Origin of the sequence: Bacillus sp. SG-1 (genome assembly GCF_000181495.1) — a bacterium.
GTDB lineage: Bacteria > Bacillota > Bacilli > Bacillales > Bacillaceae_B > Rossellomorea.
Genome location: NZ_ABCF01000076.1, coordinates 1 through 12,105 on the forward strand (window position 1 = coordinate 1; position 12,105 = coordinate 12,105).

A 12,105-nucleotide genomic window follows, 5' to 3' on the forward strand; every position below is an offset into this window, starting at 1 on the left:
TAGCGGGACAGGTGAGACCCCGCAAGCGAAGCTGAGGAGGCTCACCGCCCGCCCCGCGGAGTCACGCACCTGGAGCGGAAATCCACTTTGCCTATTAAAATCAACAAGGTGTACGAAAAGAGCTTACTATTAAAAATCTTTAGTATGAGGTGTTTTACAATGAAAAAAGTATGGTGGAAAGAAGCCGTTGGCTATCAAATATACCCTCGAAGCTTTCAGGATTCAAATGGTGATGGAATCGGGGACTTGCAGGGAATCATTCAAAGACTTGATTATATAAAAGACCTGGGTATTGACGTCATCTGGATCTGTCCTATGTATAAATCCCCAAATGATGACAATGGATATGATATTTCAGATTACCAGGATATCATGGAAGATTTCGGAACAATGGAAGACTTCGATAACCTGTTGAAGGAAGTACATTCAAGAGGGATGAAGTTAATCATAGATTTAGTCCTGAATCATACAAGTGATGAGCATCGCTGGTTCATTGAATCACGTTCCTCCAATGATAATGAAAAGCGCGACTGGTATATCTGGCGTGACGGCAAGAATGGAAAAGAGCCGAACAACTGGGAAAGCATATTCGGAGGGTCTGCGTGGGAATATGACGAAAAAACAGACCAGTATTATCTGACGGCACTGAAAATCTTCCGATTTCTAGAACATAGTGTTGATTAATAAAGAAAAAGCCGACTCTACTCCCTAAAAAAGGAAGGAGGGTCGGCTTTTTTCTTGGTAAGCTTCGTCCATAATGCTCTTTCTATCCCATTAGCTTTAGAATCCTTTTAATGTTTACCGCAAATATTGCCATCGCACCTTGTAATTCCATGCCAATTAGACCCGAGGATTCTGCCACATTATACCCGTGTCTGTGTTTTAACTCACTATTTTTTGCTTCTATTTTATAACGTTCTTTTGCTTTTTCCTTAAAGAAATCGCTTTCCTGGAATTTTGCCTGGTCGGAATGCTGGTCGGACTTTATGGAAACGGAATACGTCTTACTTTTGGCTCCTCCCTTGTAGCACCCCTCTCTGAGAGGGCATCTCTTACATTTATCCACGTCAAAATAGTAGGTGTCAACCTGGTTTCTACCTAATCCTTTTTTACCTTGTCTAGCTTTCCGTATAGCCATATGTCCTGCCTTGCAAACATACATACCCGCATCCTTATTGAACTCGAATTCATCCTCTTTTTTTCGAGCACCCTGAGTGATTAGAGGATTCAATCTTGAAACCAATTTGATTCCATTTCCCTTGCTATATTCAATGTTGTCTTTCTCGGAATATGCCGCATCCCCAATAACCGTCTCAATTTTCATGCCCGCAGTTTTACTTTTCTCAATAAGTGTCTGCAGTTCTTTCCCGTCACTTTTTTCTCCGGTGGTGATGGTTGCGGCTGTAATAATACGTTCTTCACTCATCGCAAGATGGGTTTTGTAGCCGAAGAAAGAGGAATCTGCTGTTTTGTGTCCCACTTTGGCATCCTGATCGTTCATGGACTGTAGCTGCTCAATATCATCGGCGACCGTTTCTTTCAGAAGATTAAGCTGTTCCTTAACTTTGGGATATTCTAAAAGGGTTTCTTCCTTTTCTATTACCTCAATGAAGCTCCCTGGTGAATAGGCGATCTCATCTTCCAACACATCATTGTTGGGCTTCACAGGGAATTTATCCTTCATACCGTCGTTAACCTTATAAATCGATTTCCGAAGATTCTTGGAGCGCTCCATGAGGATTTCCTTTGGTTTCATTTGATTATAGCGGGCCTTAGTATGGGTGGCATCGACAATAATGGACTTACTTTTTATGATTTCTTTCTCTATGGCAATCTCCACCGTCTTGTTGACAAGCATGTCTAAAAAGTTCATGTCCTTTAACCTAAGTTTACGAAATTTAGTCAATGAACTTGAATCAATAACCGCTTCTTCTGGAGCCATATTTAAGAAATACTTGAAAGACATATCATATTTCGAACGTTCAACAATATCAACATCTGATACATCGTGAATGGTTTTCAAAAATAAGTATTTGAACATCCGGATAGGGTCAATCGCATTCCGTCCATTATCATGACAATATTTATCCTTTAACTCTTCAAAAATGAAGGTGAAGTCGATTAAATCGACTATTCTCCGTAACATATTGTCCTGAGGAACGACAATATCATAAAGATCCATATATTTACTAAACGTTATTGATTGTTGTTGTTGTATCATTGGTAGCCACCCACTCATATTAATGATTCTATTATAAAGTAAGGCTTTATTAGCGGATAGTATTCTTTTTTCTCAACGTTGATTGGAGTGGAAGGTGCGCGACCTCCTGCGGGACTAGCGGGACAGGTGAGACCCCGCAGGCGAAGCCGAGGAGGCTCAACGCCCGCCCCGCGGAGTCGTGCACCTGGAACGGAAATCAACACTTTTTTCGTAAAATCGGTAGTAAAAAAGGCAGGGTTGCTCTTTTTAGTGAACGACTCTGCCTTTTCCTATTTTTTTGGACTTTTTCAGTGGCCTCGTATTATCTCCATGTGTTCTCGACAAAACAGCCTGACTTGAACTGGGAGAACGAAGAAGTGCGTGAAGCGCTTTATGATACGGTGAATTGGTGGCTGGATAAAGGGATCGATGGATTCAGAATTGATGCCATCAGCCATATTAAGAAACGTCCAGGCCTGCCTGACATGCCGAATCCTAAAAACAAAAAGTATGTATCTTCTTTTGATATGCATATGAACCAGAAAGGGATCCATAAGTTTTTGCAGGAATTTAAAGATAAAACTTATGCAAATTATGATGTGATGTCTGTCGGTGAGGCAAATGGAGTAACTGCAGATGAGGCAGATCTTTGGGTCGGTGAGGAAAAAGGGAAAATGGATATGATTTTTCAGTTCGAGCACCTTGGATTATGGGATGCAGAAACAAACCCTGATCTCGATATCGTTGAACTGAAGAAGGTACTGACCCGCTGGCAAAAAGGGCTTGAAAGCGATGGTTGGAATGCTTTGTTCATTGAAAACCATGATAAACCGCGTGTTGTGTCCACATGGGGAAATGATGAGGAGTACTGGAAGGAAAGTGCGACAGCAATGGCTGCCATGTATTTCTTGATGCAGGGTACACCATTTATTTATCAGGGACAGGAAATCGGGATGACGAATGTTCAGTTCCCTTCGATAGAAGATTATGATGACGTAGCGGTTAAAAACCTTTATAAGCTGAAGCGAGAAGAAGGGGTATCACATGAGAAAATCATGGAAATCATCTGGGCTTCTTCAAGAGATAACAGCCGTACGCCGATGCAGTGGTCAGATCATAAGAATGGCGGATTCTCAGAAGGTAATCCTTGGATGAAAGTGAACCCGAACTACAAGACCATCAATGTCGAAAGTCAATCACAAGATGAAGAATCCATTCTTTCCTTCTATAAAAAAATGATCGCCGTCAAGAAAGAAAATGACATTTTCACTTACGGCATTTATGACCTGATTCTTCCTAAGCATGAGCAAATCTTTGCGTATACCAGAACACTTGAGAATGAAAAAGTCCTTGTCATAACTAATCTTTCAACAGAGACAGCGGAAGCTCAACTTGGAAAACTTGCAGTGAACTCGGAAGGGCTCGTCTTGAACAACTACCCTGTAGAGCAGCATAGTGATATCAGCAACCTAACATTGCAGCCATATGAAGCGAGGGTTTATAGACTGTCTTAATGATTTTTTTTAAGCACAAAAGCTAATTAAAAAAAGATCAGGATCCATCTTGATCTTTTTTTGTTTTGGATACACTAAGAATCATAATGCCGGGATTTTAATCTCTTGAAAAATTCGTATATTCTTTGAACCTTTGTTAAAATAAAGAGGTACGGACAACTAGTTGGAGGAGTGTTTTTTTATGGAAAACAATATTGCGAAAATGATCGACCATACATTATTGAAAGCGGACTCAACGAAAGACCAGGTAACGACAATTTGCGAAGAAGCAAAAGAATACAATTTTGCTTCTGTCTGCGTCAACCCGGGCTGGGTAAAATATTCAGCTGAGCTTTTGCAAGGAACTGATGTAAAAGTATGTACGGTCATCGGGTTCCCACTAGGAGCGACAACTTCTGAAACAAAAGCTTTTGAAACAAAAGATGCGATTGAAAAAGGCGCAACAGAAGTGGACATGGTCATCAATATCGGTGCTCTTAAAGATGGAAATGATGACTTGGTTAAGAAGGACATCCAGGCAGTGACAGAAGCTGCAAAAGGAAAGGCACTGACAAAAGTCATTATTGAAACAAGCCTTCTTACTGATGAAGAAAAAGAAAGAGCCTGCAGACTCGCTGTGGAAGCAGGTACTGACTATGTAAAAACTTCCACTGGATTCTCTACTGGCGGAGCAACTATTGAAGATATCAAGCTGATGAGAAAGACTGTTGGACCTGATATCGGCGTCAAAGCTTCTGGCGGTGTTAGAAGCGTGGAAGATGCTCAAAACATGATCGAAGCCGGCGCAACGAGAATTGGAGCAAGTTCCGGGGTCCAAATCGTACAAGGTTTGACAAGCGACTCTGATTACTAATATTCGATGAGACAACCTGCTTATGCGGGTTGTTTTTTTGTTGTGGGATGACCCATGCTATTCGGGGTATTCATGAGGCATTATAGGAGTAGTGAAAGATCAGGGTGTCCCCCTAAAGAATTCATGAGTCACCCTAATGGGAATAAAGGAAGGTCAGGGTGTTCCATCAACAGTTCATGATGAGCCAGGATGCGTGAGAACCCCCTCACTCCCTGCCATGAAGTTTTTCAATCATCCTTGCAAATAGACCGGAAAAAGGCAGGACGATTACGGAACAAATGACATTAAACGTAAGGCTGGCGTGGGCAAGCTGTGTTTCAGGATTTGCAGCGGCCCATTTTACAAGCTGTCCTAAATCCGGAATGAAAGGGATAAATACCAGAACTCCGAAAACGTTCAACCAGATATGGGCGAAGACTGTCATTTTGGTTGCCTTTCCGCTGCCGATCCCTGCAATATATGATGTTACGCAAGTACCAATATTGGCACCAAGCATAATGGCTATTCCAGAGAAAATAGTGATGATCCCCTCATCGACAAAGCTCATGGCAATCCCTGTAATGACGGTGCTTGATTGGACCAGTCCTGTTAAAGTCATTCCAAGTAAGACAGAAAATAGAGCAGATGCATTGGATTTCTCCATTAGTGTATGAATGAAGCTCTGATCCGCCAAAGGGCTGGCCAATTCCTCAAACCCGCGCATGCTCATAAAAATTAAAGAAAGTCCAAAAATAGATAGAGCCAATGGGTTAGTGCTCCTAGTTGGAAGGATGAGAAGAAGAAGCGAAATTGCCAGCAAAGGGAGACTTAAGAGGCCTATATCCAGGGAAATGATTTCCAATGTCACGGTTGTGCCGATATTGGTTCCTAGAATGATCCCTATCGACTGCCTGAAAGTGAGGATCCCTGCAGAAACAAATCCTATAGTGAGGACCATGACAGCTGAACTGCTCTGCAGGATAGCTGTAACGACAATTCCGATGATCAATCCTTTCCACGGTGTATCAGTCCATTTAAAGATCAAGCCTCTCATTCTTTCTTCAGCCATATTATATAAACCGCTTTTCAGCCAAAACATACCAATTAAAAAAATAAAAATCAATAAAAGGAATAATAATAAATGAAGCATGTCCTCACCCTCCTTTTATACTCTATTAGGAAGCAGGGGCATACATGTCTATTTATAAGTATAATTAAACGGAAATTGTTGACCTTATGTAAGGCTTATATTATAATTGCAAAGTGAATGGATTTAAATATCCATACAGAAAGATTACTTTCTGTAAAAGGCTGTACTTATAGGCAGCAAAGTGAAGGGCAGCTAGGCTTGTCAGATGCCCTTAGTGGATGGCAAATTGCCAAGGTCTTTACTTTACATGTAAGTGCAGTGTTTCGGAGGGAGGGAAAGAGAGATGTCAAAAACAGTTGTTCGTAAAAACGAATCGCTTGAAGATGCTCTTCGTCGCTTCAAACGTTCAGTTTCTAAAACAGGAACTTTGCAAGAGTACAGAAAGCGCGAATTCTATGAAAAGCCAAGCGTGAAGCGTAAGAAGAAGTCTGAAGCAGCCAGAAAACGTAAGTTCTAAGAGAGGGTGTAAATATGAGTCTTCTCGATCGTTTAAATAATGATATGAAACAAGCTATGAGGAATAAAGAGAAAGAAAAACTCTCTGTTATCCGCATGCTGAAAGCATCATTGCAAAATGAAGCGATTAAGCATGGAAAACAGGAGCTTTCTCAAGATGAAGAGTTGACTGTCCTTTCTCGAGAAGTGAAGCAACGCAAAGACTCCCTCCAGGAATTTCAAAACGCAGGTCGTGAGGATCTCGTTGAAAAAATTCAAACGGAACTGACTTACGTCGAAATATATATGCCTGAACAGCTGTCTGAAGACGAAGTGTCTGAAATCATCAAACAAGCGATTGATGAAACAGGTGCTGCATCCAAGGCAGATATGGGTAAGGTGATGGGGGCTATCATGCCTAAAGTTAAAGGGAAAGCTGATGGAGCTCTCGTCAATAAACTTGTTCAAAATCATTTAGCGCAGCAATGAAAATGAGAAGCGGTTTTCCGCTTCTCATTTTTTTGTAGGAGAGAAGGAACTGTTCAGAAGTGGGGTGCTTCAGGAAGGAAATTCTTCACCACCACTGAATGGTAAGCTTCATATTTACACAAATTATGAGCCTGGTAAAAATCTTATTAAAAAAATGAAACTTTTTACGTTTGCATTCGTACATAATATAAACAACTTGTCATTTTTTTCTTGGTAGCCGAAAGGGGTGAGAATTTGAATTTATTAAGAAAAATCTATATAAGCGGTTTGCTGTTGCTGCTCGCTGTTTCATTAATAGGCTCGTTTCCATTCCATACTAAAGCGCAAGATGAACTTGTCTATGTCATACCAATTGAAAAAGAAGTTGAAAAAGGACTATATGCTTTCTTGAGCAGAGGAATTAATGATGCACGCGAGGCTGGGGCCGATACGATCATTTTCCATATTGACACCCCTGGTGGATTAGTGGATGCAGCGGGAAATATCGGGAAGCTGCTGGACAATACCGAGATCAAAACAGTTGCTTTTGTTGATAACCGTGCTCTTTCAGCAGGTGCCTTCATTTCCCTTCACGCAGATGAAATTTACATGGTGCCGAATGCCACCATGGGGGCTGCGGCCATCATTGATCAGGCGGGTAATTCAGCAGATGAAAAAGCGCAGAGTTATTGGCTGGCAGCAATGAAAAGTGCAGCTGAAACAAGTGACAGAGATCCCAAATATGCATTGGCAATGGCTGATAAATCCGTTGACCTTCCCGAAGTGGGGGCAGCTAAAGGAGAACTATTGACCCTGGATGCCAAAACGGCAGAATCTGTAGGCTACTCCGAAGGCACTGTAAGCAACATGGAAGAGCTATTGCAGAAGCTTGGAATGGAAAATGCCGAAGTGGTGAATGTGGAGGAGAGCTTTGCAGAAACACTGGCAAGATTCATTACCAATCCGGTTGTCGTGCCAATTCTTCTTTCGCTTGCAAGCTTAGGGTTGGTGGTTGAACTCTATTCACCGGGATTTGGTGTCGCCGGCTCAATTGGATTGGCGTCATTGCTGCTGTTTTTCTACGGTCACTTGGTAGCGGGTCTTGCAGGATATGAAACCTTGATTCTGTTTATTGTTGGGATAGGACTGATAGTTGCTGAATTTTTCCTTCCGGGCGGTATTGCCGGAGTATTGGGAATAGGAGCCATCATCGGAAGCATTTTGATGGCCGGCGGCAATGTGGTAACAATGGGAATCTCATTATTGATAGCGCTATTAGTCGCAATCATTGCAATGGTGGTGTTTGTGAAAGTGTTTGGTAAAAAGATGAATTTCTTTAATAAAATTATTTTAAAAGATTCTACGAATACTGAGAGTGGATATGTCTCGAATGTCAATCGTCTGGAGTTGATTGGGGCAACAGGTGTTACCAAAACGCCTTTACGTCCTTCCGGAACCATCATCATCGATGATGAAAGAATCGATGCGGTTACAGAAGGGAGCTTTATCGCTCAGGATAAACCGGTAAGAGTCGTTAAAGTCGAAGGATCGAAAACGGTTGTAAGAGAGATTGAATAAAAGAAAACAGGTTGATTTGAAGGAGGAAATGAAATGGTTCTAGATGCAAGCACAATATTGGTTTTAGTAGCCGTCGTAGCAGGCATTATATTCTTGGGAGTTTTGTTTACATTTGTACCGGTAATGCTGTGGATTTCAGCGATTGCTGCCGGGGTTAGAATAAGTATTTTCACATTGGTAGGGATGAGATTAAGAAGGGTTATTCCAAGCCGTATCATCAACCCGCTGATCAAAGCACATAAAGCCGGGCTGACGGTAACTATCAATCAGCTGGAGAGTCATTATCTTGCTGGCGGTAATGTTGACCGTGTTGTGAATGCTTTGATTGCTGCACACCGTGCGAATATTGAGTTAACGTTCGAAAGAGCTGCTGCAATCGACCTTGCCGGCCGTGACGTACTTGAAGCGGTGCAAATGAGTGTAAATCCTAAAGTGATTGAAACTCCTTTCATTGCCGGTGTGGCGATGGATGGAATTGAAGTGAAGGCAAAAGCACGTATTACAGTAAGAGCCAATATCGACCGCTTAGTCGGTGGTGCTGGTGAAGATACAATTGTTGCCCGTGTCGGGGAAGGAATTGTCTCAACTATCGGTTCTTCAAATAATCATAAAAAAGTACTTGAGAATCCTGATATGATTTCGCAGACGGTTCTTACGAAAGGTCTGGATGCTGGTACAGCGTTTGAAATCCTGTCGATCGATATTGCGGATGTTGATATCGGGAAGAACATCGGTGCCGAGCTGCAGACTGAGCAGGCAGAAGCTGATAAGAATATCGCCCAGGCTAAAGCGGAAGAGCGCAGAGCCATGGCGGTAGCAAATGAACAGGAAATGCTGGCAAAAGTTCAGGAAATGAGAGCGAAGGTAGTGGAAGCTGAAGCGGAAGTACCACTGGCTATGGCTGAAGCATTAAGATCCGGGAATATTGGTGTCATGGATTATATGAACTACAAGAATATCGATGCAGATACAGAGATGAGAGGCTCCATTGGCAAATTGACTGGTGATAAGAATGAAGAGGGACAGGATGAATAGATCTTCTCTTATGAGAAAGGGGATCTTTTTATGGAAAATCTGATTTTCCTTGTCATTGCTGGATTGATCAGCATGCTTTTTAACAGGGTAAAGCGGGATCCTTCCGATCAGGAACCGCGGTCCCCGCGTCCTCAACGTCCTGAATCGGATTCCGGTCCTGTCTGGGAAGAAGCAGCGAAAGATCTCGAAACCGTCTTTGATAAAGGAATTGAAACAATTCAAACGCAAGGGAAGAATAAGTTTCTTGAGAAACAAGAAGAGGCTAAGAAACGGATTTCAGAATTGAAGTCTCAGGAACAAGTCTATACTCAGCGTGCCGAAAGTGTGAAAGTGAAAACACGCAATTCTCCCGCGAGAAAAAAGGCTTCCAGGGTAGATCTCAGGAATCTGGGAAGCGATGACCTTGTCAAAGGGATCGTTTTATCAGAAGTATTGGGACCTCCGAGGGCCAAGAAACGAAACTGGCGGGGCTAAAATAAAATAACAGTGATGAAACCCCCTTTTATTTCATAAATATGAGATGAAAGGGGGTTCTTTTTGTATGGCAAAAAAATGGGTTCAAAAAGCACGCCAGTGGATGACCAGAACAATGGACCTTCCGGAAGATGTCATGATGGACCTTCCCCGTATCACCATGATTGGACAGATTCACATTTATATAGAAAATCACAGAGGGCTACTGACCTTTACAGACAATGAAGTGCGCCTTCTTTTGAAACAAGGACAGCTTCTCATAAAGGGTCAGTCTTTTGTTATAAAGATGATTCTCCCAGAGGAAATTCTACTTGAAGGAAAAATCGTGGAAGTCGTATATCTCGATCAGTAAAGAAACAGGAGGGTTTGGCTTGAAGAACCAGTGGATTACGTTTTTTACAGGCAAAGTACTTGTAAAAGTGGAAGGAAAGGGTATCGAGAGGTTCATAAATGAAATGACAAGGTCAAAAATTGCTGTCTGGCAAGTGAGAAAGATGGGTGAACAAACTTTTACCTTTTACTTATCCCTCAATGATTTACATAATTTCAGGCGTGCAGTCAGGAGGTTTGACTGCCGTGTCACTTTTTTGAGAGGACAAGGGTCCCCTTTTCTTTGGAAAAGAACGTTGAAAAACAGCGGTTTTTTAATAGGGGCAGTTTCTTTCCTGTTCTTGATTTTGCTTTTGTCCAATATGGTTTGGGGAATCAGTATCAAGGGAGCCAGCCCGCAGACACAATACGAAATTGAAAAGCAGCTGAAGGAAATGGGCATCAAAAAAGGTGAATTCCAATTTTCGATTCCTGATGTGGAAACCATCCAACGTGAACTTTCTGCGCGGATGAACAATATCACCTGGGTTGGTGTTGAATTGAAAGGGACAACCTACCACTTTCAGGTAGTGGAGAAGAATGAACCTGAGGCTGAAAAAGAGATAGGAGCGAGGAATCTCATCGCCAAGAAGAAAGCGGTCATTAAGGCAGTTTTTGTGGAGGAAGGAATGCCGCAAGTGGAAGTGAATGACTATGTCCAAAAAGGCCAGCTGCTGGTTTCCGGACTTATCGGAAAAGAAGAACAGGAAGAAAAGAAAGCCGTTGCGGCAAAGGGTGTTATATCTGGTGAAGTGTGGTATGTAACAAATGTAGAATTACCGTTGACTACCGACTTCGAGGTGTTCAGCGGAAATGAAGAAGTAAAGCATTATATTTCCTTCGGTAAGTTCCGGTTACCGATCTGGGGTTGGGGAAAGATAGATTATAAAAACAGTGTTGAAGAAATCAGTGAACATAAAGTTAAGTTCCTTAAGTGGGAAATGCCTCTAACATATATGGAGAAAACCGTAAAAGAGAAGGAAGACGTTACACGGGAATACTCCAGGAAAGAGGCAATCGCTACAGCTAAAGAGCTTGCAAGAGATAATCTGAAAGCAGGTCTTCCTGAAGATGCAGAGGTTATCGGGGAAAAAATTTTACACCAGCAGATTGAAAATGGTAAAGTAAGGTTAAATGTACACTTTAAAGTAATAGAAGACATAGCTGTCGGACAACCAATCATTCAAGGAGACTGAGTAATGTCAGATGAACTAAATACCACAAACATACAACTTGATAATCCAAATGAAGCGATTGCACTATTCGGTGTTTCTGATGCACATTTGAAAGCGATGGAAAGCGAACTCTCCATTTCAATTGTTACCCGTGGAGAATCTGTATATATTTCAGGTGAAGAGCAAAATGTCACAATGGCTCAGGAAATTCTGAACAGGCTTCTTTTCGTCATTCGAAAGGGGATTAACATCAGCCAGCGGGATGTCACATATGCTCTTCAAATGGCTAAGCAGGGTACCTTGGAATATTTTGAAGATCTATACAATGAAGAAATAACCAAAAATGCCAAAGGCAAACCGATTCGCGTGAAGACACTGGGGCAGCGTCAGTATATTCACGCCATCCGTAACAATGACCTTGTATTCGGCATCGGACCTGCCGGTACAGGGAAAACGTACTTGGCCGTGGTTATGGCGGTCCATGCTTTGAAAAACGGATTGGTTAAGAGGATCATCCTGACAAGGCCCGCAGTGGAGGCAGGGGAGAGCCTGGGATTCCTGCCTGGTGACCTTAAGGAAAAGGTAGATCCTTATCTAAGACCGTTGTATGACGCCTTGAATGATGTTCTAGGTGCGGACCATACACAAAGGCTGATTGAACGGGGAACTATCGAAATTGCCCCTCTTGCCTATATGAGGGGAAGGACGTTGGACGATGCCTTTGTCATTCTGGATGAAGCGCAGAATACAACACAGGCACAGATGAAGATGTTCCTTACAAGGCTTGGATTTGACTCCAAGATGATCATTAATGGGGACAGATCTCAGGTTGATTTGCCAAAGGGGGCGCAATCCGGACTTGTGACTTCGGAAAA

11 protein-coding genes and 2 pseudogenes are annotated in these 12,105 nt (G+C 42.3%); 11 read left to right on the top strand and 2 right to left on the bottom strand.

What is annotated here, in order from left to right; translation table 11 throughout:
* Window positions 1-159: 159 nt before the first annotated feature.
* Window positions 160-639, top strand: a pseudogene (locus BSG1_RS16995) (alpha-amylase family glycosyl hydrolase); the annotation flags it as partial.
* Between the two features lie 127 nt (window positions 640-766).
* Here the strand turns inward: BSG1_RS16995 and BSG1_RS17000 are convergent.
* Window positions 767-2,221 carry an IS1182-like element ISBsp4 family transposase gene (locus BSG1_RS17000; RefSeq protein ID WP_044023083.1) on the bottom strand — a complete coding sequence of 485 codons (1,455 nt, stop codon included), beginning with the start codon at window positions 2,219-2,221 and terminating at the stop codon, window positions 767-769.
* A 299-nt stretch (window positions 2,222-2,520) separates the two neighbouring features.
* Between BSG1_RS17000 and BSG1_RS17005 the strand changes: the two are divergent.
* Both BSG1_RS17005 and deoC read left to right on the top strand, forming a co-directional pair.
* A pseudogene (locus BSG1_RS17005) lies at window positions 2,521-3,714 on the top strand (alpha-amylase family glycosyl hydrolase); the annotation flags it as partial.
* A 181-nt stretch (window positions 3,715-3,895) separates the two neighbouring features.
* Window positions 3,896-4,567, top strand: a complete 672-nt coding sequence (gene deoC, locus BSG1_RS17010) for a deoxyribose-phosphate aldolase (protein ID WP_006838416.1) — start codon at window positions 3,896-3,898, stop codon at window positions 4,565-4,567.
* 205 nt (window positions 4,568-4,772) lie between these two features.
* Here deoC and BSG1_RS17015 read toward each other — a convergent pair whose 3' ends face one another.
* Window positions 4,773-5,696, bottom strand: a complete 924-nt coding sequence (locus BSG1_RS17015) for a Na/Pi symporter (protein WP_006838417.1) — start codon at window positions 5,694-5,696, stop codon at window positions 4,773-4,775.
* 283 nt (window positions 5,697-5,979) lie between these two features.
* Between BSG1_RS17015 and rpsU the strand changes: the two genes are divergently transcribed.
* From rpsU to BSG1_RS17055, 8 genes are all read left to right on the top strand, one after another.
* Entirely contained in the window at window positions 5,980-6,153 is a 174-nt protein-coding gene (gene rpsU / locus BSG1_RS17020) for a 30S ribosomal protein S21 (protein WP_006838418.1), read from the top strand.
* Between the two features lie 14 nt (window positions 6,154-6,167).
* Entirely contained in the window at window positions 6,168-6,620 is a 453-nt protein-coding gene (locus tag BSG1_RS17025) for a GatB/YqeY domain-containing protein (RefSeq protein WP_006838419.1), read from the top strand.
* 234 nt (window positions 6,621-6,854) lie between these two features.
* On the top strand, window positions 6,855-8,177 hold the full coding sequence (locus BSG1_RS17030; protein ID WP_044023084.1) for an NfeD family protein: 1,323 nt from the start codon (window positions 6,855-6,857) through the stop codon (window positions 8,175-8,177).
* Window positions 8,178-8,210: 33 nt separating this feature from the next.
* Window positions 8,211-9,212 carry a flotillin-like protein FloA gene (gene floA, locus BSG1_RS17035; protein ID WP_006838422.1) on the top strand — a complete coding sequence of 334 codons (1,002 nt, stop codon included), beginning with the start codon at window positions 8,211-8,213 and terminating at the stop codon, window positions 9,210-9,212.
* Window positions 9,213-9,242: 30 nt separating this feature from the next.
* Complete coding sequence (locus BSG1_RS17040; RefSeq protein ID WP_006838423.1) at window positions 9,243-9,686, top strand: hypothetical protein; 444 nt, start codon at window positions 9,243-9,245, stop codon at window positions 9,684-9,686.
* A 67-nt stretch (window positions 9,687-9,753) separates the two neighbouring features.
* Window positions 9,754-10,038: a sporulation protein YqfC gene (yqfC, locus tag BSG1_RS17045; RefSeq protein WP_006838424.1), complete on the top strand. Its 285-nt coding sequence runs from the start codon at window positions 9,754-9,756 to the stop codon at window positions 10,036-10,038.
* 19 nt (window positions 10,039-10,057) lie between these two features.
* Window positions 10,058-11,251 carry a sporulation protein YqfD gene (gene yqfD, locus BSG1_RS17050; protein ID WP_044023085.1) on the top strand — a complete coding sequence of 398 codons (1,194 nt, stop codon included), beginning with the start codon at window positions 10,058-10,060 and terminating at the stop codon, window positions 11,249-11,251.
* 3 nt (window positions 11,252-11,254) lie between these two features.
* Window positions 11,255-12,105, top strand: an 851-nt coding sequence (locus BSG1_RS17055) for a PhoH family protein (RefSeq protein ID WP_006838426.1), incomplete at its 3' end; no start/stop codon positions are given.